Annotated in this window: 20 protein-coding genes; 13 read left to right on the top strand and 7 right to left on the bottom strand. The window is 70.8% G+C overall.

Annotated elements, in window-relative coordinates; translation table 11 throughout:
• Window positions 1–2 precede the first annotated feature (2 nt).
• On the bottom strand, window positions 3–413 hold the full coding sequence (locus OG510_RS20780; RefSeq protein WP_406138656.1) for a MarR family winged helix-turn-helix transcriptional regulator: 411 nt from the start codon (window positions 411–413) through the stop codon (window positions 3–5).
• 62 nt (window positions 414–475) lie between these two features.
• Between OG510_RS20780 and OG510_RS20775 the strand changes: the two genes are divergently transcribed.
• From OG510_RS20775 to OG510_RS20755, 5 genes are all read left to right on the top strand, one after another.
• Complete coding sequence (locus tag OG510_RS20775) at window positions 476–1252, top strand: alpha/beta fold hydrolase (RefSeq protein ID WP_406138655.1); 777 nt, start codon at window positions 476–478, stop codon at window positions 1250–1252.
• A gap of 410 nt (window positions 1253–1662) precedes the next feature.
• The gene (locus tag OG510_RS20770; RefSeq protein ID WP_406138653.1) at window positions 1663–2187 is read left to right on the top strand and encodes a DUF6879 family protein; all 525 of its coding nucleotides are present in this window, start codon (window positions 1663–1665) and stop codon (window positions 2185–2187) included.
• A gap of 18 nt (window positions 2188–2205) precedes the next feature.
• The gene (locus tag OG510_RS20765) at window positions 2206–3054 is read left to right on the top strand and encodes a helix-turn-helix domain-containing protein (RefSeq protein ID WP_406138652.1); all 849 of its coding nucleotides are present in this window, start codon (window positions 2206–2208) and stop codon (window positions 3052–3054) included.
• A gap of 180 nt (window positions 3055–3234) precedes the next feature.
• Window positions 3235–3372 (top strand): hypothetical protein, encoded by a 138-nt coding sequence (locus OG510_RS20760; RefSeq protein ID WP_406138651.1) that lies wholly within the window; start codon window positions 3235–3237, stop codon window positions 3370–3372.
• Window positions 3369–4553 (top strand): protein-L-isoaspartate O-methyltransferase family protein, encoded by a 1185-nt coding sequence (locus OG510_RS20755; protein ID WP_406138650.1) that lies wholly within the window; start codon window positions 3369–3371, stop codon window positions 4551–4553. Before OG510_RS20760 ends, OG510_RS20755 begins: the two co-directional genes overlap by 4 nt.
• 69 nt (window positions 4554–4622) lie before the next feature.
• On the opposite strand, the gene OG510_RS20750 is transcribed toward OG510_RS20755, so the two are convergent.
• Window positions 4623–5099 carry a GNAT family N-acetyltransferase gene (locus tag OG510_RS20750; RefSeq protein WP_406138649.1) on the bottom strand — a complete coding sequence of 159 codons (477 nt, stop codon included), beginning with the start codon at window positions 5097–5099 and terminating at the stop codon, window positions 4623–4625.
• Between the two features lie 221 nt (window positions 5100–5320).
• Here OG510_RS20750 and OG510_RS20745 point away from each other — a divergent pair, with 221 nt between their 5' ends.
• Window positions 5321–6232, top strand: coding sequence for an NAD(P)-binding domain-containing protein (locus OG510_RS20745; protein WP_406138647.1), 912 nt, complete (start codon window positions 5321–5323; stop codon window positions 6230–6232).
• A gap of 160 nt (window positions 6233–6392) precedes the next feature.
• Here OG510_RS20745 and OG510_RS20740 read toward each other — a convergent pair whose 3' ends face one another.
• The gene (locus tag OG510_RS20740) at window positions 6393–7328 is read right to left on the bottom strand and encodes an aminoglycoside phosphotransferase family protein (protein ID WP_406138646.1); all 936 of its coding nucleotides are present in this window, start codon (window positions 7326–7328) and stop codon (window positions 6393–6395) included.
• A gap of 118 nt (window positions 7329–7446) precedes the next feature.
• Between OG510_RS20740 and OG510_RS20735 the strand changes: the two genes are divergently transcribed.
• From OG510_RS20735 to OG510_RS20725, 3 genes are all read left to right on the top strand, one after another.
• Window positions 7447–8136, top strand: a complete 690-nt coding sequence (locus OG510_RS20735; protein WP_406138644.1) for a rhomboid-like protein — start codon at window positions 7447–7449, stop codon at window positions 8134–8136.
• A 46-nt stretch (window positions 8137–8182) separates the two neighbouring features.
• Complete coding sequence (locus OG510_RS20730) at window positions 8183–9607, top strand: NAD(P)/FAD-dependent oxidoreductase (protein ID WP_406138643.1); 1425 nt, start codon at window positions 8183–8185, stop codon at window positions 9605–9607.
• A gap of 367 nt (window positions 9608–9974) precedes the next feature.
• Window positions 9975–11549, top strand: a complete 1575-nt coding sequence (locus OG510_RS20725) for a hypothetical protein (protein WP_406138641.1) — start codon at window positions 9975–9977, stop codon at window positions 11547–11549.
• 90 nt (window positions 11550–11639) lie between these two features.
• On the opposite strand, the gene OG510_RS20720 is transcribed toward OG510_RS20725, so the two are convergent.
• The gene (locus tag OG510_RS20720) at window positions 11640–12224 is read right to left on the bottom strand and encodes a MarR family winged helix-turn-helix transcriptional regulator (protein ID WP_406138639.1); all 585 of its coding nucleotides are present in this window, start codon (window positions 12222–12224) and stop codon (window positions 11640–11642) included.
• Window positions 12225–12722: 498 nt separating this feature from the next.
• On the opposite strand from OG510_RS20720, the gene OG510_RS20715 reads away from it, so the two are divergent.
• Window positions 12723–14729, top strand: a complete 2007-nt coding sequence (locus OG510_RS20715) for a chloride channel protein (protein ID WP_406138638.1) — start codon at window positions 12723–12725, stop codon at window positions 14727–14729.
• 226 nt (window positions 14730–14955) lie between these two features.
• On the top strand, window positions 14956–16872 hold the full coding sequence (locus OG510_RS20710) for an alpha-L-fucosidase (protein ID WP_406138637.1): 1917 nt from the start codon (window positions 14956–14958) through the stop codon (window positions 16870–16872).
• A 21-nt stretch (window positions 16873–16893) separates the two neighbouring features.
• On the opposite strand, the gene OG510_RS20705 is transcribed toward OG510_RS20710, so the two are convergent.
• Complete coding sequence (locus OG510_RS20705; RefSeq protein ID WP_406138635.1) at window positions 16894–17556, bottom strand: TetR/AcrR family transcriptional regulator; 663 nt, start codon at window positions 17554–17556, stop codon at window positions 16894–16896.
• A 127-nt stretch (window positions 17557–17683) separates the two neighbouring features.
• Between OG510_RS20705 and OG510_RS20700 the strand changes: the two genes are divergently transcribed.
• Complete coding sequence (locus OG510_RS20700) at window positions 17684–18820, top strand: FAD-dependent oxidoreductase (protein ID WP_406138634.1); 1137 nt, start codon at window positions 17684–17686, stop codon at window positions 18818–18820.
• Window positions 18821–18869: 49 nt separating this feature from the next.
• Here the strand turns inward: OG510_RS20700 and OG510_RS20695 are convergent, their stop codons facing one another.
• Window positions 18870–19289, bottom strand: a complete 420-nt coding sequence (locus OG510_RS20695) for a cupin domain-containing protein (protein WP_406138632.1) — start codon at window positions 19287–19289, stop codon at window positions 18870–18872.
• A gap of 83 nt (window positions 19290–19372) precedes the next feature.
• On the bottom strand, window positions 19373–20221 hold the full coding sequence (locus OG510_RS20690) for an SDR family oxidoreductase (protein WP_406138631.1): 849 nt from the start codon (window positions 20219–20221) through the stop codon (window positions 19373–19375).
• Between the two features lie 157 nt (window positions 20222–20378).
• Between OG510_RS20690 and OG510_RS20685 the strand changes: the two genes are divergently transcribed.
• Window positions 20379–21248, top strand: a complete 870-nt coding sequence (locus tag OG510_RS20685; RefSeq protein WP_406138630.1) for a helix-turn-helix domain-containing protein — start codon at window positions 20379–20381, stop codon at window positions 21246–21248.
• Window positions 21249–21259: the final 11 nt, after the last annotated feature.

The following is a 21259-nucleotide window of genomic DNA, read 5'->3' as shown; positions in this document are numbered from 1 at the left end:
GTCTAGCCGGCCAGCAATCGCTCGAGCATTCCGCCGAGCGCCGCGAGTTCGTCGGCCCCGAGTGCGCTGAACGTCGTGCGCGCGACCCGCTCCGTGATCTCACGCCCCTCGGCGAAGACGCGCTCCCCCTCGGAGGTCAGCTCCGGACGGATCGCGCGTCCGGCTCCGGCGACGCGCCGGATCAGCCCGCGCGCTTCGAGCCGCGCGGCGAGCGTGCCGAACGCCTGATCGGTCTGAAACGTCAGGACAGCGAGGTCATGCAGGGACGCACCGGGGTGGGCCCGCAGGTGGCGCAGAGCGTCCCACTGCACGAGCGTGACGTTGAGCGGGCGCAACGCCTCGCTCGCTGCGCGGTGTTGCCTGACCTGAAGGCGCTTCACCGCGTGGGCCATCTCCGGGATCGACATTGCCATGTGCAGAGCTTAGCCGGGCAAGCCATCTTGTTTATATAAACATGTTGATACATGATGGCCGCATGAGTACACCGGCCTCCATCAACATCCCCACGCCCTCAGGCGATGTCCCGCTCACCGTGGACCAGCGCGGCAGCGGCCGCCCGGTCGTCATCCTTCACGGTGGGGCAGGACCGGCATCCGTCACCGGCTTCGCCGACCTCCTGGCCGACGCCACGGGCACGCGCGTCATCACCCCGACCCATCCCGGCTTCGGCGGCACCCCGCGCCCGGAGGCCCTGACCACGATCGGCGGCCTCGCGGAGGTCTACGCGGGCCTGCTCGACGCGCTCGAACTCAACGACGCCACCGTGATCGGCAACTCGATCGGCGGATGGATCACCGCGGAGCTGGCACTGCGCCACCCCGCCCGCCTGGGACGCATCGCGCTCGTGAACGCGGTCGGCGTCGAGATAGCCGGGCACCCTGTCGCCGGCGCGCTCCCGCCCTCCCAGCTGGCCGAGTACAGCTGGTACGACCCGTCGAAGGCCCCAAGCCTGGACCCTGCGACGCTCCCGCCCTCGGCTCTCGAAGTCCTCGCCGGCAACCGCGCGGCACTCACTCTGTACGGCGGCCCGATGACCGACGCGGGTCTCCTTGCGCGGCTCATCGGCATCGATGTGCCCGCACTCGTGCTGTGGGGCGAGGCGGACCGCATCGCGGATACCGACTACGGCCGCGCCTTCGCAGCGGCGATTCCCGGAGCACGGTTCGAACTCCTGCCCCGGACCGGACACGTGCCACAGCTGGAGACGCCCCACCTGCTGGTGGAAGCACTCCGAGCGTTCGTCACGGGCTAGATTCGCAGCGGGTCTTCTTCATCTCTGCCAGTCTTCCGAACCCCCGGCAAGGCCGCCCGGGCCCTTGGCCCTTCCCAGAGCCTGCACACAGGGCGTGAATACTCTCAGCCAACGCTCCAATGCGCCCTTGGCCCAAGGCGGACTCGGGACAATAGTCATGGAACGTCATAGAACCTGCACGACAGTGGAGGCTGCCATGCCCCTAAAGTTCGTAGCCAAAGACCCGGACACCGACGGGGCGAACTGCCCCACGGTTTGGGTGGACGAGGGCAGGCAAGAGCTTGTGTTCCAAGGCTGGAAAGCGGATGACTCGATGCGCGCCGACTGCCTGGCGGCCGGTCCGATCCCTGACAGCGAAGAGGTAGTACGGCTGCCCCTGCGTATGGTGGCCGCCATTCGGGAGGCTTGTGATGTGGCGGAACGCTCCTCCGTTCAGTGAACTGCTGGCCGACTGCCGGGAGTCGGCCGTGCACCTGGAGATGCGGGACCACTACGACGACCCGGACGAGGCCCCACGCGTCACGGCCTGGAGGGCGGGCCACAGGCCGGATCCGGGTAACCGAGCATCGTGGTGGCGGCCATGGCTCGACATGGTGGCGGAGGCAGTGGGGCGTGGCGTGGCGATCCGCCGCTCCCGCATCGTGTCGGAGCCGGTCAGCGAATACACCCGGTACCTGTATGACGGGACTTTCACGAACATCTCGGCCGGTGAACAAATCCGCTGGTTGCCCCGACAGCAGGCATCAGACATCGCTTTGCCCGGCAACGACTTTTGGTTGTTCGACGGCCATCTCGTCAGGTTCGGATATTTCTCAGGTGAGGGCATCTACCTGGGGGATGAGGTAACCGATGAGCCGGCGGTGGCAAAGCTCTGCGGTGAGGCATTCGAGAGCGTGTGGGCAAGAGCGACACCGCACGAGGACTACCGGATCTGACGGATAAGACCAGCACGCATGCCCGGATCGCCCTCATCAAGTGTTCAGGCTGCCCGCAAAGCCGTTGCTGAGCGGTTGCGGGAGATTCGCAGGGATGCAGGCTTGAGCTCCAAGGCAGTTGCGGACGCCTCAGGTTGGTACAAGTCGAAGGTGTCACGGCTCGAAAATGCCGTGACATCCCCTTCTGACGAGGACATTCGGGCCTGGTGCCGGGCCTGCGGGGCGGACGGGATGGCCGGCGACCTCATCGCTGCCTCCCGCACGGCAGACAGCATGTACGTGGAATGGCGTCGATTGCAGCGCACCGGTCTGCGTCGACTGCAGGAGTCGTACGTGCCCCTGTTCGAGCGCACGCGGGTATTCCGGATCTACTGCTCCAACGTGGTCCCCGGGCTGCTGCAGACGGACGGCTACGCCCGTGCACTTCTTGGCTCTATCGCTGCGTTCCGCGAGGCTCCCGACGATGTCTCGGACGCCGTAACCGCCCGCTTGGAGCGTTCCCGTGTCATCCGTGAGGGGAACCACCGTTTCGCCCTCCTGGTGGAGGAGTCCGTGTTGCGCCACCGCGTGGGCGACGCAGCGGCCATGGCAGGCCAGCTCGGATACTTGCTCTCGGTCATGGCCCTGCCGTCCGTCTCACTCGGCGTGATCCCGTTCGCGAGTGAACGCCGCATGTGGATGATCGAGACCTTCAGTATCTACGACCAGACACAAGCACAAATCGAACTACTGACTGCTCAAGTCAATGTCACCGCGCCATCCGAGGTTTCCCAGTACTTGAAGGCGTTCGGGGAACTCTCGAAGGTGGCCGTCCACGGGGCTGCTGCGCGTGCCTTGATCACGAATGCCATCGACTCCCTCCAGTGATTCGCGTGGAACCCTGTGGAACTTCCTTGGTATGAGTCCGCCGGTGTCCCTAACGTTTCTGGACATGGCAACTGCCGAGAGAGCCGCTCCGGAGCGTAGACCGGTCCTCCTGGCCGGTAAACACAACAACCCCTTCCAGGCGGGCCTTTCAGGCACCATCAACCACATGAGGAGTACGTCATGAACGCAAGCAACGCACTGCCCTGGTCCATGGCCCCTACCGAGGACGACAGCAGCTCCGGCAACAAGCACGGAGGCGGCGGCCAGGGTGAAGGCGACGACTCGGGCCACAGTGACTCCCATGGCGGCGGCAAGTGACCGAGCACGAAGTGGGGGAGGCCGGACCGAAGGGGCTGGCCTCCCGGCTCGTGGAGGCGGGCGCCCTCACTGCCGATTGGCTCCCGGCCTACGAGGCCGTACCCCGGGAGGGGTTCGTCCCTGACGTGATGTGGCCCGGTCAGGTGGAGGGTGTGGGCCAGGGAGAAGCCGTGAACCGCCGGGCAGACCCGGGCCGCTGGCTCCGCGCCGTGTACTCCGACGTGTCGCTCACGACACAGTGGGACGACGGCAAGCACTCTGACCCCACCGTCAAAGGCAAGTCCCCGACCTGCTCCAACTCCCAGCCCTCCATGGTGTTTTCCATGCTGGCCGCCCTGGACGTGCAGGAGGGCTCCCGCGTCCTGGAGGTGGGCACGGGGACCGGCTGGAATGCCGCCCTTCTGTCCGAACGCGTCGGGTCCCACAATGTCGTCACGGTGGAACTCGACCCGGAGAACGCCATGAGCGCGCGCACGCGCATCGAGGCGGCCGGGTATCACCCCAGCACCATCGTGGGAGACGGAGCGGCCGGGCACCCGGACGCAGCCCCGTACGACCGCGTACTGATCACGGCGTCCATGACGAAGATCCCCCGGGAACTGGTCAGTCAGGTCCGGACGGGCGGCGTGATCGTCGCACCGTTCACCACGACGTACGGAAGCGGAGCTGTGGTCCGGCTCACGGTCCAGGAGGACGGGGACGCCTCCGGTCCGTTCGTGGCGTCCTCCGCCTTCATGCGCATCCGGCAGCAGCGCACAGTCCGCAAACACACGCGGGAGTATTTGCGCGGGCTGCCGTGGCCCGCCGACGGCGTGCAGAGCACCACCCGTCTGTCCCCCGATGACGTGGGCGGATGGCTGGAGATGTTCGCCATCGGCCTCACGACCACGGAGGTGTTCCCGTGGATGGAGGAGTACGCGGACGGGTCGTACACCCTTTGGTTGCGGGACATGGCGGTGACCTCCTGGGCCACGGTCGATTACGTCCCGGGCCAGGAAACGTTCGAGGTGTACCAGTCGGGCCCGCGCGTTCTGTGGGACGAGGTGAGCGCCGCGTATGCGTGGTGGGATCAGGAGGGTCGGCCCGGGTTCGCACGGTTGGGACTGACTGTGGACGCCCGGACGGGTGCCCACACTCCGTGGCTGGACTCACCGGACCACAGAGTCCCGGTCATGGGGTGACTTCCCGGGACTGGTCCCCGCTGTCCGCTCACCCGTGGCGGATGGCCGGGACCTTCGCGCGCGGCCCGTCTACTCCGGCGCGCCCAGCCCGGCCAGTGCGTCGTCCGTCAGCCGGTAGACCGTCCACTCGTCCTGCGGGCGGGCGCCCAGGGACTCGTAGAACTTGATCGACGGCTCGTTCCAGTTCAGGACCGACCACTCCAGCCGCTCGTAGCCGCGCTCCACACAGGTCCGCGCCAGTTCGGTCAGCAGGGCCTTGCCGTAGCCGCCGCCTCGCAGCTCCGGGCGTACGTAGAGGTCCTCCAGGTAGATTCCGTGGACCCCGCGCCACGTCGAGAAGTTGAGGAACCACAGGGCGAATCCGGCGGGCTCCCCCTCCGGGGTCTGCGCGATGAACGCGAACGCCGCCGGGCGCTCGCCGAACAGTGCCTCGTGCAGCTGGGCCTCACTGGCGCGGGCCTCGTCCAGGGCCTTCTCGTACTCGGCGAGCTCAAGGATCATCGCGTGGATGACGGGGACGTCGGCGGCTGTGGCATTGCGAATCATGCGGGCAGACTAGCCAACCGCCCGGCGCTCAATGACCTCGGAGCTGCCCGTTCACCGTGCTCCCGGCGGGTCTCCGGGCTCGGGCGTCAGTCATCAGTCGTCGGTCACGGGGCCGATCTGTTCTGCGGCCGCAGACGGATGTCCCGGCCGCGCCTCCTTGGCAGCATGGTCTCTTCTTCCGTTCTTCCGTACGCGATGATCCGAGATGAAGGGGCGTGCCTGTGTCTCCGCAGCTCTTCGACGATGACGATGTCCGCGACCGGCTCGATGCCAGGACGGCTGTCCTGACCGTCCGATCGGCGATTCTGGCCGGGTACGAAGGCACCCTGTTGGCGCCGCCGCGTGTGCGTGCCGACCTCGGTGACGGGCATCTGGTCTTCACCGCCGGGCGGCTGCGCGCGCAGGAACTGTTCGGCTTCCGCGCGTACGACACCGTTGCCGGTGCGGAGCAGTTGGTGGCCGTCTGGGGTTCCCGGGACGGCCGGTTGTCGGCGCTGGTGCACGGTTCGGAGCTCGGCGCGCGACGGACCGGCGCCATCGGCGCGGTCGCCGTCGACGCGGCGGCCAAGCCCGGCGCTGTCCGGGTGGGCCTGGTGGGTGCGGGGCCACAGGCATGGGCGCAGCTGTGGGCCATGCGCGCGGTCCGGGAGGTCGAGGAGGTCGTGGTCGCGTCCCGTCGTCCCGAACGTGCCGAAGCCTTCGCCCGCAGGGCCACCGATGAGCTGGGGGTCACCACACGCGCGACACGGTCGGTCGAGAACGCTGTACGGGACCGGGATGTGGTGATCGTCGCCACCAACAGCGCGGTGCCGGTCCTGGACGCCGACTGGATCGCCCCGGGAACGCATGTGACCACCCTCGGCCCCAAGACGGCCTCGCGGCATGAAGTGCCTGCCGCCCTGGCCCACCGCGCCGCCGTGGTCCTCACCGACTCACCGGCCCAGGCCGCCGGTTATCCGGAGCCGCACGTCTTCTCCACCGACTCGATGGTTGACCTCGGGGCCGTCCTGGCCGGGGCAGCGGCTGCCCGCACCGATCCCGGTCAGATCACGGTGTTCTGCTCGGTCGGTCTGGCCGGCACCGAAGTCGCCCTCGCTGCCGTGCTGGTGGGGCAACCGGCCGACCGGCCATGACAAGACATCGGCTACGTCAGTCACGTCGCCTCGGACACCGCCGCACCGCCGCACCGCCGCACCGCCGCACCGCCGCACCGGCTGAAACGGCTGAACCGGCCGTCCCGACTGAACCGGCCGTCCCGGCTGAACCGCCCGGCCCGCCCGCCACACCCCGACCTCAGTCATGGGCGAGTCCCGGAGGGGCCGCCCCCGGCGCCAGCAGCGCCCGGCCGATCTCCGTCATCTCGGGGTCCAGCCGCCGGCCGCCCTCCACCACGGTCCAGAGGCTGTTCTGCAGGACCCGCCCCAGCGTCCAGGCCCGAGCCCGTTCCCGGTCCGCCGCCATCCCCAGCGCATCCGTCATCAGATCGAACCGCCGCAGCAGCCCGCCCTCCCCGAAGCGGTTCCACAGTGCGGGCAGCAGCTCGAACCCCGGGTCGCCCGCGAGCGGTTTCGGGTCGATGGCGAGCCAGGGCTCACGGCCGGCTGCCAGGACGTTGTCGAAGTGCAGGTCCCAGTGGAGCAGCCGGTCCCCCGGCTCGTCCGCCACCTCCCGTACGGCCGCAGCGCAGCTCTTCAGCAGCCGCCGCTCGGCCGCGTCGGCCAGCGCGTCGACGGCGTCCGGTACGCGGTCGAGCATCCGGGCCGCGATGTCCGCCAGCCGGCGCGTGCCGTCCGGTGCGGGCACGGACGTCAGCCGGGCCAGCAGCTCCGCGATCACCTCGGTCGCCGCCAGGACGTCCGGCACCGCCGCCAGCGGCCGTGCCTCGTCCAGACGCTCCAGCAGCATGGTCCCCGTCGCCGGGTCGTGGTCGAGCAGCCGGACGGCTCCCCGGCCGTCCCAGACCCGCAGCGCGACCGGCTCCCCCACGGTCTCCTCGTCCACCTCCTGGAGCTTCAGCGCCGCCCGCGCTCCGTCGGCCTCGCGCACCACGGGCAGCACGACCGCGATCCGGCCACGCATCGGCGGGCCGTCCTGCCGCAGCCCCCACCGGTCCAGGAACTCCCGGGCCTGGTCCTGGGCCTGGGCCGGCGCAGGGTGGTGCGGAGCGACGTCGGCCGCGCCGCCGTTCCCCGTTCCGCCTTCACCCGACAGTTCACTCATGTCCGCCATGTCCACTATGTTCGCGTTCCCCTCCTGCCGCCACGCCGGCTCCCACTCTCACACTCCCCGGCCCCGCCACGGCGCGGTGTCCCCCGCGCCACCGGGGCCCAAGCAGCAGAATCGGCGCATGAACCGCGCCCGCCACGCCGTCGCCTCCTACCTCCGCAGCGCTCCGGGCACCTATGTCTGGCTGGCCATTCTCTTCGTCACCACCATCGCGCTGCACCAGATGTCACCAGGTTTCGAGCGGCACTACCTCGGCAGGCGCTCCACCAACATCCATGAACTGTCCACGCACCCCGTCCGGGTGCTGATCCAGAGCGCGATGTACATCGACGGCGGCGGCTGGATCTCGTACGCCGTCCTCTACACCGTCTTCCACGCACAGGCCGAGCGCTGGCTCGGCACCCTCCGCTGGCTGACCGTCGCCGTCCTCGCGCACGTCCTCGCCTCATTCATCAGCGAGGGAGCCCTGCTCTGGGCGATCCGCCACCACCGGGCCCCCGAGTCGGCCGTCAACACCCTCGATGTGGGGGTGAGTTATGCGCTGGCCGGGGTGATCGCCGTACTGACCTACCGGATCGCGCGGCCCTGGCGGTGGGTGTATCTGGCCGGTGTCATCGCCGTGTTCGGCCTGCCGCTGTTCACCGACCGCACCTTCACCGACCTCGGCCACTTCACCTCGGTACTCATCGGCCTCGCCTGCTACCCGCTGACCCGGGACATCGGCGGAACACCATGGAACCCCCTGAGTCTCCTGGCCCCCCTGCGGCGCTACGCTCCCGGCAACCGCCGGCGGAACACCGAACGGCCCTGATCAAGCGGCCCGAACCGGCGGACCGGTCCAGAAGGCAGAGGTCCCCATGAGCTCCACCGTCAGTGGCACAGGCAACGGCACCGTCAACGGCGGCATATCGTTCTGGTACGCGGACCGGGGCACCCCCCTCGCCCGCGAGCCCCTGCCGGGCGACGCGAGCACCGACGTGGTGATCGTCGGCGGCGGGTACACCGGGCTGTGGACGGCGTACTACCTCAAGAAGGCCGTCCCGTTCCTCAACATCACCGTGCTCGAAGCCCGGTTCTGCGGCTACGGCGCGTCCGGCCGCAACGGCGGCTGGCTCTACAACGGCATCGCGGGCCGCGACCGGTACGCGAAGCTGCACGGGCACGAAGCGGCCGTCCGCCTCCAGCAGGCCATGAACGACACGGTGGCCGAGGTCGTGAAGACGGCGGCCGACGAGTCGATCGACGCCGACATCCAGCAGGGCGGCGTCCTCGAAGTCGCCCACACCCCAGCCCAGTTGCAGCGGCTGAAGGACTTCCACTCGGTGGAGGTCGCCTTCGGCGAGACGGACCGCACCCTGCACGGCGCCCGCGAGACCGCCGAGCGGATCCGGGTCACCGGGGCCGTCGGCTCGACCTGGACCCCGCACGGCGCACGGCTGCACCCGGCGAAGCTGGTCCAGGGCCTGGCCGAGACCGTCGAGGCGCTCGGCGTCACGCTGCACGAGTCGACCCCGGTCACCGAGATCAGGCCCAAGCACGCGGTCACCCCGTACGGAACGGTCCGCGCGCCCTACATCCTGCGCTGCACCGAGGGATACACGGCCGGCCTCAAGGGCGCCCGGCGCAGCTGGCTCCCGATGAACTCCTCGATGATCGCAACCGAACCGCTGCCGGAGTCCGTCTGGGACACCATCGGCTGGGAGGGCGGCGAGACGCTCGGCGACATGGCGCACGCGTACATGTACGCGCAGCGCACCGCCGACGGCCGGATCGCGCTCGGCGGGCGCGGTGTCCCGTACCGCTACGGCTCGCGCGCCGCCCGCGCCGACCGGGCCGGACGCACCGAGCCCGCCACCATCGACGCGCTGCGCGAGATCCTGGTCCGCTTCTTCCCGGCCACGGCGGGCGTACGGATCGACCACGCCTGGTCCGGGGTGCTGGGCGTCCCGCGCGACTGGTGCGCCACGGTCACCCTGGACCGGTCGACGGGCCTGGGCTGGGCGGGCGGTTACGTCGGCTCGGGTGTGGCCACCGCCAACCTCGCCGCCCGTACGCTGCGCGACCTGATCCAGCAGGACTCGGGCCAGGCGGGCCCGACCGACCTCACCACGCTTCCCTGGGTGAACCACAAGGTCCGCAACTGGGAGCCGGAGCCGCTGCGCTGGCTGGGTGTGCACGGGATGTACCGGGCGTACCGGGCGGCGGACGCCCGCGAGCTCTCCGCCCGCAGCACGGCCACCGACCGCATCGCGACGATCGCGGACCGGATCGCGGGGCGCTGAGCCCCGGGCCTGATCCTGGGGCCTGTTCCTGTGGGGCGCCAAGTCCGGGCGTACGGGCGGTAATCGGGAGTTCACGGTGGGCTCGTCCGTGGTAGATAGAGGGCACAGCAGACACACAGGACAGTCGGCACACAGCACAGTCGGCACAGTCGGAGTGACGGCCGCCCGGCGCCTTGTGCGCCGGGCGGCCGGCTGCGGGGCTATGGGCTACGGGCTACGGGCTACGGGGGGATGCGGGATGTCCGGAGATGAGGGGCAGGACGGAGCCGGAGGCGCCGGAGGCGGCGTCGGTGAAGCCGGCAGCGTCGGGGGTGTGGCCGAAGTCGGGCCCGGTGGATTCGGTCCGCCACCGCCGCCCCCTCCCCCGATGCCCAGTGTCCCGCCCACGCCTGCCGCACCTCCCACCCCGCCCGCGCCCGCGGACCCGCTGCGGGCCGCCGCCGTGGCGCTGCTGAACCTCAGCGGCCTGGGCCTCGGTTATCTGCTGCTCGGGCGGTGGCTCGCGCTCGCCGTGTGCTGGGCGGCGACCGGTGCGCTGCTGGCGGTCGCGCTGCCCGCCGACCCGGACGGTGTGCCCGTCGGCGTACGCGTCGGATACCTAGCCGTCCTCGCCCTGGCCGCCGTCCACGGCGCGTACCGGGGGCTCCGGCACACCCTGGCCTGGCCGCCGCGTTCGCCGGTCGCGCTCGTGCTCGGCCTGGTGCTGCTGGCCGCGCCCGTCGGGGGTGCCGTGCTGTACGACGGAGCGCGCGACGAGGCCACCCAGCGGATGCTCCTCGACCGGCTCGCCGACGCGGACCGGCTGGTGACACAGGCGAAGGGCCAGAAGTTCACCGATGCGCGGGCGTCCTACAGCAAGGCCCTGACCGCGTACCACGACCTCCGCACCCACCACCCGGACTCCCGGGCCGCCCGCCGCCTCCCGGCCTCGCTGCACACGTACTACGAGACGGTCGCCGCACCGTTCGGCGAGAAGAAGTACTGCGACGCGGTCGAACCGCTCACGTATCTGCGGACGGTGCCCGGGACCTACGGCAGACAGCAGCTCGGCACACTGGCCGGGTGGCCCGACGACAGACTCGCCACCTCGCTGTACGAGTGCGGGGTGACCGGCCTCGGCACCAGCGACGACATCACGCCACCGGGCGGGAATCTGGGGCAGCTGCTCACGACGTTCCCCTCGTCCGCACAGGCCGCGAAGGTGGAACCGGCCGTCAGCTCCGAGATCGACAAGGCGGCGGGCGAGCTGAACGGGCCCGCGCCGTGCGCGGCCAACGAACGGCTGAAGATCCTCCAGGGCCAGGCCGTGGGCCTGCCGGGCAAGGAGGCGGGGGTGGACGGCACCCTCACCGACGCCCTGCGCAAGGACGCGGCGGCCGCGGGCAGGAAGGTGCGGTCGGGTACGTACGTCTGCGGTGTCGACGAGTACAAGAAGGGTGACTTCGACGGGGCGTTGAAGACGCTGACCGACTTCGCGAGCGCCTACCGGAGCGACAAGAACCGCGCCCGCGCCCAGAAGATCGCCATCGCCGCGGAGATCGCGCAGAGCGAGGCGGCGGCGGGCAGGCATCTGCCGTCGATGGCGTCCGGCGGCAGCATCCCGGTCACCCTCAGCAACGACAGCCCGGACGAGGTCGAGATCCTCTACACCGGGCCGGTCACCGGAAGCTTCAAACTCCCCGCGTGCAAGGGCTGTTCGGCGTACTCCAGCGACGTGGCGGCGCAGAACGGCGCCTGCAAGGGCGGCAGGAGCTATCCGAAGCGGACGATCTCGCTGCCGCCCGGCACCACGTACTTCCTGCACAAGTCCGTGAACACCTCGGGCACGGGCCCGGCCACCACCGCGGGCAGCAGCACGGCCAGGATCCAGCCGGGTTACACGTACACGGAGTGCGCGTACGTGGTGGAGGAGACCGGTACGGGGTCGGGCTACTCGTCCTGACCTGTGCCGTACGGCCGCCCACGGCCACCCACGGGCACCCACGGCCCCCCACGGGCGGCCACCCGCGGGCGGCGCCGGATCAGGGCCGGGTCAGAACGCCGTGCCGCCCGGGAGCATGTCACGGGCGGCGTCCGGTGCGCCGTGCGGGTCGGGTGCCGGGCTCTCGGCGGCGAGCGTCAGCGCCCTGAGCCCCACCACCAGTCCGGCCCTGACGTCCACCGGCAGCCGGCCCACCAGTGCGGCGACCTCCCGGTGCCGGTGTTCGAGGACCGTGCCGACCAGGGCCGCGCCGTCGTCGGTGGTGCGCAGGACCACCTCGCGCCGGTTGTCCGGATTGACCTTGCGGTCGACCAGACCGCCTGCCTCCAGCCGGTCCACCATCCGCATCGCGGTGGACGCGTTGACCTCCATCGTGGCCGCCAGCGCCGCCAGCTTCACCGGGCCGCTGGAGTCCAGCACCACCAGCGTCCGCAGCTGGGGAAGGGTCAGCGCGCTGCCGACCTCGGCGAGCGCGCGCGCCGAGAGTCCCACCAGCAGCCGCGCTGCGGCCATCACCGCGGCGGTGACCTCATCGGTCTCGTCCGTGGGGCCGGTCTCGTCCGCGGGGCTGATCTCGTCCGCGGGGCCGGCCGCGTCCCCGGTGCGGCTGCCCGCTGTCGCCTGCTCGCCCGTCATGCGGTCCGTCCACCGTTTCCGACCGCCGGGCTGTCCACCCGGGCGGTCCTGTCCGCCGGGTTCACCCGGCTGCTCATCAGGCCGTACATCAGGCTGTTCACAAGACCGCAACCATCATTGCAGTCTGCAATGATAGTCTCGGTCTCGCTCCATCGCACTGCTCGAAAGTGACCGCTCGAAACAAACCGCTCGAAACGCTCCACTCGCACCACACCGCTCGCCACACCGCTCATCCGTACCGCACCCAGTATCCGGGCATCCGCACCTGGCGCCTCCCGCGCCACGGGCCGCCCGTCCCCGTACTGCCACCCTCCGCACAGGGCACCGGCAGCCCCCAGGGCAATGACGCCCTTCACCGCCCTCGCGCGAACCTCTCGGACGCAGGACGCCGGCACCGCACCACTCGCGGTCACCGCCTCACCCGCGGTCATGCCGACGCCCCCTTTCCGTGCGCCCGCGGCGGCCTTGCCCCTGCCTGCTCCACCAACGGAGGAACCTGTGATCCCGCCCGCCCCTGCCCCGCATCCGGACCGCGCCGCCGACCGGCTCACAGCCCCGCGGAAGGTCAAGAGCCTGGGCGACTTCGGCGTCCAGCCCCGGGTCGCGCTGATCGCCCTGCTCGCCCTGCCGGTCGGTGTGGCCGCCGCGCTCGTCGCCGTGGCGCTGCTCAAGCTGATCAACCTGTTCACCAACATCTGCTTCCACGGGCAGTTCACCTTCGGCACCACCACACCGGGCTCCACCTCGCACTGGTGGCTGATCCTGTTCATGCCCATCGTGGGCGGGCTGGTCATCGGCGTGATGGCGCGGTACGGGTCGGAGAAGATCCGCGGCCACGGCATGCCGGAGGCCATCGAGTCGATCCTCTTCGGCGGCAGCAAGGTGCAGCCACGGCTGGCCGTGCTCAAGCCCGTCTCGTCGGCCATCGGCATCGGCACCGGCGGGCCCTTCGGCGCCGAGGGGCCGATCATCATGACCGGCGGCGCGGTCGGTTCGATCCTCGCCCAGTTCCTCCATGTCACCACCGACGAACGCAAGACGCTGCTGGTCGCCGGTTCCGCCGCGGGCATGGCGGCCACCTTCAACTCCCCGCTGGCCGCGATCCTGCTCGCCGTCGAGCTGCTGCTCTTCGAGTGGCGCCCGCGCTCGTACATCCCCGTCGCGGTCGCCGCCGTCACCGCGACCCTGGTCCGCGAACCGATCCTGGGCAGCGCCCCGCTCTTCGGCGGCGCCCATGTCCCGGCCCAGCTGCCTCTCTCCGCGTACGGCCTGTGCCTGGTCTCCGGGCTGGGCGCCGGGCTGCTCGCCCTCGGCGCGACCGCGCTCGTGTACTTCTCGGAGGACATGTTCGCCAAGCTGCCGCTGCACTGGATGTGGTGGCCCGCCATCGGCGGCCTGATCATCGGCGCCGGCGGGCTCGTCGAGCCCCGCGCGCTGGGTGTCGGGTACGACGTCATCGACCAGCTCCTCACCGGCCGGGCCACCGTGGGCCTGATCGTCGGCATCCTCGTGGTGAAGACCCTGATCTGGGGGCTGTCGCTCGGGTCCGGCACCTCGGGCGGCGTCCTGGCCCCGATGTTCATGATCGGCGGTGCGCTGGGCGCGGCCGAGGGGCTGGTCTTCCCGGCCGTGAGCCCCGGCTTCTGGGCCCTGGTCTCGCTGGCCGGGGTGCTCGGCGGAGTCATGCGCTCCCCGCTGACCGGCATCGTCTTCTGCCTCGAACTGACCCATGAGATGAACGCGATGCTCCCCATGGTGATCACCGCGTCCTCCGCCTATCTCCTCTCGGTGATCATCCTGAAGCGGTCGGTCCTCACCGAGAAGCTGGCCCGCCGTGGGCTGCATCTCAGCCGGGAGTACTCGGTGGACCCGCTGGAGGTCCATCTCGTACGGCAGCTGGAATCCCCCATCACCGCCACGTTCCGCACCGATGAGACCGTGGCCGACATCAAGCGGGAGCTGACCGCCCCGCACGGCAGCCATGACGTCGACGGGTTCCTGGCCCAGCGGCTCTACCCCGTGATGGACCCGGCCGGGCATCTGGCCGGTGTCGTCACCCGCTCCGACTTCCTGTTCAGCTCCCTCGACGGCCCGACCCCGCTCGGCGAACTCGCCAGGCCGGCGGTCACCGCGTACCCCGACGAGACCCTGCGGACCATCGCGAACCGGATGGCGACGCACCAGGTCACCCGGGTCGTGATCGTCGACCGGGACGACCCGGACCGGCTCGAAGGGCTGCTCAGCCTGCGCCAGTTGCTGGAAGCGCGCCGGATAGACCTGCACGAGGAGCACCACGCGGAGCGCTTCCTCAGCCTCGTCCCCCGCCGCTTCCGGCGCCCGGCGGGCGCGCCGGTACCCAGCGCGGTGGTGGCCGGTTCGGCCATCTCCGGTTCGGCCATCTCCGGTTCGGCGGCCTCCGGTTCGGCGGTGACCGGCTCGGGTGCCCCCGCGTACGGATCCGGGCCGCGCGCCGAAGTGGCGAAGGACGTACAGCAGGACCGGTAGTCCAGCAGCCCAGTGGCCAGCGGCCCAGCGGCCCAGCGGCTCCGTGAGGGGCGGCCGATGCGTAAATCGGCCGCCCCTCACGGCTGTTCACGCACGGCCCCTTGTCGCCCCTCTTGTCACGGCACCCGGACGCGCAGCAGACTGCTGCCCGACAGACAGACATTGGATGTCTAGACCATTCTGGGTCATTCGTTCCACTCTGCGTCCACGGACCGAAGGAGTACTCATGGGAACGCCTGTCGGGCGACGATCCGTACTGGCCATAGGCGTAGGCGTCGCATCCTTGCCACTCCTGCCCGCCGCACCCGCAGCCGCAGCCACCGGAAAGGGCAGCCCCGGCACCGCACCGCTCGGCAAAGATCGGATTACTCCCGCACCGCAGATCGCGATCGACGGGTCCGACACCCCGGACACCATCGTGCGCAAGGCCGCCCATGTCGTCCCCCGGCCCTCCCAAGTCGCCTGGCAGCAGCGGGAGGTGACCGCCTTCACGCACTTCGGTATGAACACCTTCACCGACCGCGAATGGGGCTCGGGCGCCGAGGACGAGGCCACCTTCGACCCGTCGGGGATGGACGCCGACCAGTGGATGCGCGCCTACAAGGCGGCCGGCGCCCGCCAGGTGATGTTCACGGCCAAGCACCACGACGGCTTCGTCCTCTTCCCGACCCGCTACACCAACCACTCGGTCATCGCGAGCCCTTGGTGGATCCGCACCGACGGCTGCTCCGACGCCGAGCGGGACGCCACCGCCAAGGCCCGCGCACAGGCCGAGGCCCACCGCTCCGACGACCCGGCCGCCTACTGGCGGGCCCGCAACGCCGGCTGCCGCAACCCCCAGGGCGACATCCTCGGCACCTACCTCAAGGCCGCCCGCAGGGCCGGCCTCCGGGTGGGTGTCTATCTCTCACCCGCCGACGGCTCCGAGCAACCGCACGCCTGGCACGCCCAGTACGTCGAGAAGATCCGCGCGAAACAGGCGTCGGGCCGGCAGCTCAGCATCGAGGAGCAGGCCACGGTCGACGACGGCGACCGCGCCCCGGGCGGCCAGGGCCGCTACGGCAGCGACAGCCCGGTCGTCCGCCGTACGATCCCGACCCTGGTCCCGGACGACGACCGGGCCGCCGCGCTCGCCGCGCACCGGATCCCGTCGTTCACCGTGCGGGCCGACGACTACAACGCGTACTACCTGAACCAGCTCTACGAGCTCTTCACGCAGTACGGCCCCATCGACGAGCTGTGGCTCGACGGCGCCAACCCCTGGACCGACGCGGGGATCACCGAGAAGTACGACTTCACCGCCTGGTTCCGGCTCATCCACGCGCTCTCCCCCGACACGGTCACCTTCGCGGGCCCCCAGGGCACCCGCTGGATCGGCAACGAGAACGGGGTGGGCCGCACCACCGAGTGGAGCGTCACCCCCGCCACCGCCGACCCGCACACCGCGCACGGCGAAGGGCTGCTCCCGGACGGCGCCAGTGCCGCCGACATCGGCTCCCGCGACAAGATCACCGCACCGGGGGTCGAGTACCTCCAGTGGTTCCCCGCCGAGGCGGACGTCTCGCTGCGCCCCGGCTGGTTCTTCCACGCCGACGAGAAGCCGAAGACACCGCAGCAACTGCTCACGATCTACGAGGAGTCGGTGGGCCGCAACGCCGTGCTCCTGCTGAACGTCCCGCCGGGCAGGGACGGCCGCATCGCCGCTCAGGACGTGGCATCGCTCACCGCGTTCGGGGACTCGGTCTCCGCGACGTACGGCCGCAACCTGCTCACGGCGGGACGCGGCCGCCGCGACCCCGCCCTGCGTACCCTCACCGATGGGCGCCTCACCACGGCCTGGTCACCGTCGGGCGCGGCCACCACGGGCGCCGTCACGGTGCGGCTGTCCGGGGCCCGCGCCTTCGACCGGATCCGGCTGGGCGAGGACATCACCCGCGGCCAGCAGGTGGAGGGGTTCGCGGTCGACGTCTGGACCGGCACCGCCTGGCAGCAGACCGCGACCGGCACCACCATCGGTTACGCCCGGATCCTGACGCTGCCCGAACCGGTCACCGCGGACCGCGTCCGGGTCAGGATCCTCCAGGCCCGCACCACCCCGCGCCTCGCTTCGGTGTCACTCCACCTCAACGTGCCTCCGGCGTAAGGCGGTTGGCGCCCGCGGACATCACCCGGCCGCGACCGCGTGCCAGCCGTTCTCCAGCAGGTCGAAGGCGCGGGTGATGGCCTGGCGCGGGTCGTCGTGGCCGCGGGCGGCGCGGGGGGCTTCGAGCGCGAAGTGGGCCAGGGCGGCGCAGGCGGGGTCGTCCGCCGGCAGCCCGCTCTCCTCGGCGATGACCCGGGCCAGGGCCCGGGAGTGGCGCAGCCACATGCCCTGGACGTAATCACGCAGCGCCGGGGTGCTGTCGACCAGGTCGAAGAACGGGGTGAAGCGGTCGTCGCCGCCCGCGGCCGCCATCCGGTCGCGCAGCGCGTGCTCGCGCAGCGCCGCCGGGATCGACCTGCCCCGGGGGCGTTCGCGTACGGCGGCGAGCAGGCGGGCCTCCTGGTCAGCGTCCTCGTCGAGGACGAGGGCCTCCTTGACCGGGAAGTGCTTGAAGAGGGTGGTGGTGGACACGTCGGCGGCGTCCGCGATCTCGCGGATGCCGACGTCGTCGTACCCGCGCTCCAGGAACAGCCGCAGGGCGGCGTCGGCGATGGCCCGGCGGGTGGCGGCCTTCTTGCGCTCGCGGCGCCCCGGCGGCGCGACGGCGGGACCGGGGGTGGATCCGGGGGTGGATCCGGGGGCGGCAGAGGCAGCGGTGGGGGCGGTGGTGTCAGGGTCCGGCATGGCCACGAGTCTACCCCTTGGGTTGCACGACTAAAAAAGTGCAACTGTTGCACTTAGTGAGTCGGTGTGCTCTTCTGGGACGGCGGCGGGCTCGGCGCCGCCCGACCCGAACGGAGCACGCACCGCCATGAACACCACCCCCAGCCCCCGCATCGCGATCATCGGCGCCGGTCCCGGTGGCCTGACCTGCGCCCGCATCCTTCAGCAGCACGGCGTCACCGCCACCGTCCACGACCGCGACACCGGCCCCGACGCCCGGGACCAGGGCGGCACCCTCGACCTGCGCCAGGACGACGGCCAGCTCGCCCTGCGCGAAGCCGGACTCATCGACGAGTTCTTCCGGCTGTCCCGCCCCGAGGGCCAGGAGATGCGCAAGCTGGACACGGCGGGCACGCTCCTCTTCCGTCACACCCCCGCGGACGGCGACCGCTTCAAGCCGGAGATCGACCGCGGTCTGCTGCGCGGCCTGCTCCTCGACTCGCTCCTCCCCGGCACCGTGCACTGGGGACACACCCTGCGGGCCGTCGCAGGACCGGCGGACGGCCCCCGGCAGCTGCACTTCGCCGACGGCACCACGGCCGAGGCCGACCTCGTCATCGGCGCCGACGGCGCCTGGTCCACGGTCCGCCGCGCGCTCTCCCCGGCCACCCCGCAGTACACCGGCATCAGCTTCACCGAAGCCTGGTTCGACGACGTCGAGAACCGGCACCCCGACATCGCCGCCCTCGTCGGGCAGGGCACCACGGCCGCGTCCGACGGCGACCGGGCCCTGTTCGCCCAGCGCAGCGGCGGCGACCACATCCGCGTCTACGCCATCCAGCGCGTCCCCGCCGACTGGCTGGCCGCCCACGGCCTGACCACCCAGGACACCGACGGCATCCGCGCACGGCTGCTCGGCCAGTACCGCGACTGGTCACCCCGGATGCACCGGCTGATCACCGACAACGACGGCCGCTACGTCGACCGCCCCATCCACGCCCTGCCGGTCCCCCACACCTGGGAGCACAACCCCACGGTCACGCTGCTCGGCGACGCGGCCCACCTCATGCCGCCGCTCGGCGTCGGCGTCAACCTCGCCATGCTCGACGCCTGCGAACTCGCCCTGGCCGTCGTGGGCGGCAACACCGTCGCCGACGCCGTCCGCACGTACGAGAAGAGCATGCTGCCCCGCTCCGGCGACATGCAGCGCGCCCTCGACCACGCCACCGACGGGCTGCTCTCCACGGACCTGCCGCCCGAGTTCGCCACCGACGCGAGCCGTTGAGCCGTTAAGTCGCAGGCGGAGGGGGACGGACGGGCCAAGGGGAACGGGGTCAGCCGCTGCGGGTGCGCGGGGCTGCGTACTGCTCGTCGGTGACGTGTTCCAGCCAGGTGGTCTCGGGCCGGTCGTCGCCGGGTGCGGTGCCGTCCCACAGGGCGAGGTGCTGCATGAACCGGTCATCGGCCGCGCCGTGCCAGTGCTCCTCACCGGGCGGACAGGTCACCGTCTCGCCGGGGCGTGCCTCGTACACAGCGCCGTCGCGGGTGCCGACAAGCGCGGTACCTGCCACGACGTGGAGGGTCTGGCCGACGGCGTGGTGGTGCCAGGCGGTACGGGCGCCGGGGGCGAAGCGGACCATGTTGGCGCGGATCCGGGAGGGCTCGGCGCCGGCGTGGATGACGTCGAACCAGACGTCGCCGTTGAACCACTCCGCGGGTCCCTTGCCGGTGGGCCGGGGCTGGACGAATTCCATGGGGTGCTCTCTTTCTGCCGGGGTTCCGGCTGTTCTTCTCTGCCGGGGTTCCGGCTGTTCTTTCCTGCCGGGGTCCGGCTGTCTCAGGCCGCGTCGTCGTACGAGAGGCCGGTGCCCCACGCACGGGACGCGCGGGCCTGTCCGGTGATCTCCGCGCCCTTGGCCTCGGCGGTGGGGATGGAGTCGTCGCCGGCGACGAACCGCAGCGGCGGCTCCTGCATGCCGATGACGTTCAGCAAGGCGTCGGCGAGCCTGGCCGGGTCTCCCGCCTGCCGGCCGTTCATCGACTGCCACATCGTCTTCATCCCGGCGGTGCGCTCGGCGTAGTCGTCCAGCGACAGCTCCGCCCAGCTGGTGGAGGCGTCCACCAGCAGTTCGGTACGGAAGAAGCCGGGCTCGACGATCGTGGTGCGGATCCCGTAGGGCTCCAGGTCGTAGCGCAGGGACTCCATCCAGCCCTCGGCGCCGAACTTCGACGCCGCGTAGGCGACACAGAACTCCTGGCCGACCAGACCGGCGATCGAGGAGACCGTGACGATGTGCCCGGACCGCTGGGCCCGCATGACGGGCAGGACGGCCCGGGTGACGTTCATCGGGCCGAACAGGTTCGTCTCGATCTGTGCCCGCATCTGGGCGTCCGAGATCTCCTCGAAATAGCCGGCTTGGAAGGCGGCCGCGTTGTTGATCAGTACGTCGATCCGGCCGAACCGCCGCACGGCGGCCCCGACCGCGGCGCGGGCGGCGTCCGGAGAGGTGATGTCCAGGGAGACGGCCAGCAGATCGTCGTTGTCCTGCTCGCCGCCCAGGGCCTCGATGACCTTCCGCGGGTCGCGGGCGGTGGCCACGACCCGGTGACCGGCTTCCAGCGCCTGCCGGACGATGTCGGTGCCGAGACCGCGTCCGGCACCGGTGACGAAGATGACCTTGCTCATGAGAACTGCTCCTTGCTTTCCTGCTCCAGTGGCAGGTCGGCTCAGTACGACGCCATCCACACTGGCGCCTGTTCCCTTGCCCGAAAAGAGGAGAGATTCTTCCTGGGAGGAAATTGTCCCTCCCAGGATCCGTGAATCCGGTGCGATAGTGGAGGGCATGAGCAGCAATCCCGGGCGCGACGAACTGGGCGAGTTCCTGAAGGCCCGGCGCGGCGAGCTGACCCCGCGTGCCGTGGGCCTCCCCGACAGCTCCGCCCCTCGCCGGGTGAGCGGACTGCGCAGGGAGGAGGTCGCGCAGCTCGCGTCGATCTCCACCGATTACTACACCCGTCTTGAGCAGGGACGCATGCCCGCATCGGCGCCGGTCCTCCAGGCCCTCGCGGAGGCGCTGCATCTGGACGACGACCAGCGCCGCTATCTGTTCGGCCTGGCCGGGAAGGAGTCCGCCAAGCCACGCCGGCGCACGCTCCAGAAGGTGCAGCCGCAGCTGCGCAGGGTGCTGGACGATCTCGCCTGCACCCCCGCCGTCGTGATGGGCCGCCGGATGGACGTCATCGCGTGGAATCCGCTCGCGGCAGCACTGGTCACCGATTTCTCACTGGTCCCCGAAAAGCACCGGAATTACGTACGGATCCTTTTCACCGACCCCTCGATGCGCACCCTCTACGCGGACTGGAAAAGCGTCGCCCGTACCGCGGTCGCGCAATTGCGTATGGAGGCGGCGAAGTACCCGGACGATCCGCGGCTGACCGCGCTGGTCGGGGAACTGTCCGTGCGGGACCCCGATTTCCGCACCTGGTGGGCCGCCCACCACGTCGCCACCCTGAGCGTGGGCACCAAGATCCTCCACCACGCGGTCACCGGTGAACTCTCCCTGGACTGGGACACGCTGACCGCCAGCACCGACCCCGACCAGCAACTGGTCGTGTGGACCGCCGAGGTCGGCTCACCCACCCATGACGGACTGCGGATCCTCGCCTCCTGGGCCGCCGCCCAGCACCGGACCACCACGCACCCGGCCGGCTGACCGGCTCGGCC

This window comes from Streptomyces sp. NBC_01089, from assembly GCF_045162975.1.
GTDB lineage: Bacteria > Actinomycetota > Actinomycetes > Streptomycetales > Streptomycetaceae > Streptomyces.
Note: the sequence above shows the minus strand (reverse complement) of the source record. Positions and strands in the feature narration are given on the sequence as shown.

Bases quoted from the DNA above. Each gene is read 5' to 3' on its own strand.
- OG510_RS20780 (WP_406138656.1), bottom strand. From the start codon at position 413: ATGGCAATGTCGATCCCGGAGATGGCCCACGCGGTGAAGCGCCTTCAG.
- OG510_RS20735 (WP_406138644.1), top strand. From the start codon at position 7,447: ATGAACCGCGCCCGCCACGCCGTCGCCTCCTACCTCCGCAGCGCTCCG.
- OG510_RS20685 (WP_406138630.1), top strand. From the start codon at position 20,379: ATGAGCAGCAATCCCGGGCGCGACGAACTGGGCGAGTTCCTGAAGGCC.
- OG510_RS20765 (WP_406138652.1), top strand. From the start codon at position 2,206: ATGCCCGGATCGCCCTCATCAAGTGTTCAGGCTGCCCGCAAAGCCGTT.
- OG510_RS20760 (WP_406138651.1), top strand. From the start codon at position 3,235: ATGAACGCAAGCAACGCACTGCCCTGGTCCATGGCCCCTACCGAGGAC.
- OG510_RS20750 (WP_406138649.1), bottom strand. From the start codon at position 5,099: ATGATTCGCAATGCCACAGCCGCCGACGTCCCCGTCATCCACGCGATG.
- OG510_RS20700 (WP_406138634.1), top strand. From the start codon at position 17,684: ATGAACACCACCCCCAGCCCCCGCATCGCGATCATCGGCGCCGGTCCC.
- OG510_RS20690 (WP_406138631.1), bottom strand. From the start codon at position 20,221: ATGAGCAAGGTCATCTTCGTCACCGGTGCCGGACGCGGTCTCGGCACC.
- OG510_RS20695 (WP_406138632.1), bottom strand. From the start codon at position 19,289: ATGGAATTCGTCCAGCCCCGGCCCACCGGCAAGGGACCCGCGGAGTGG.
- OG510_RS20710 (WP_406138637.1), top strand. From the start codon at position 14,956: ATGGGAACGCCTGTCGGGCGACGATCCGTACTGGCCATAGGCGTAGGC.
- OG510_RS20720 (WP_406138639.1), bottom strand. From the start codon at position 12,224: ATGACGGGCGAGCAGGCGACAGCGGGCAGCCGCACCGGGGACGCGGCC.
- OG510_RS20730 (WP_406138643.1), top strand. From the start codon at position 8,183: ATGAGCTCCACCGTCAGTGGCACAGGCAACGGCACCGTCAACGGCGGC.
- OG510_RS20705 (WP_406138635.1), bottom strand. From the start codon at position 17,556: ATGCCGGACCCTGACACCACCGCCCCCACCGCTGCCTCTGCCGCCCCC.
- OG510_RS20725 (WP_406138641.1), top strand. From the start codon at position 9,975: ATGCCCAGTGTCCCGCCCACGCCTGCCGCACCTCCCACCCCGCCCGCG.
- OG510_RS20775 (WP_406138655.1), top strand. From the start codon at position 476: ATGAGTACACCGGCCTCCATCAACATCCCCACGCCCTCAGGCGATGTC.
- OG510_RS20740 (WP_406138646.1), bottom strand. From the start codon at position 7,328: ATGGCGGACATGAGTGAACTGTCGGGTGAAGGCGGAACGGGGAACGGC.
- OG510_RS20770 (WP_406138653.1), top strand. From the start codon at position 1,663: ATGTGGCGGAACGCTCCTCCGTTCAGTGAACTGCTGGCCGACTGCCGG.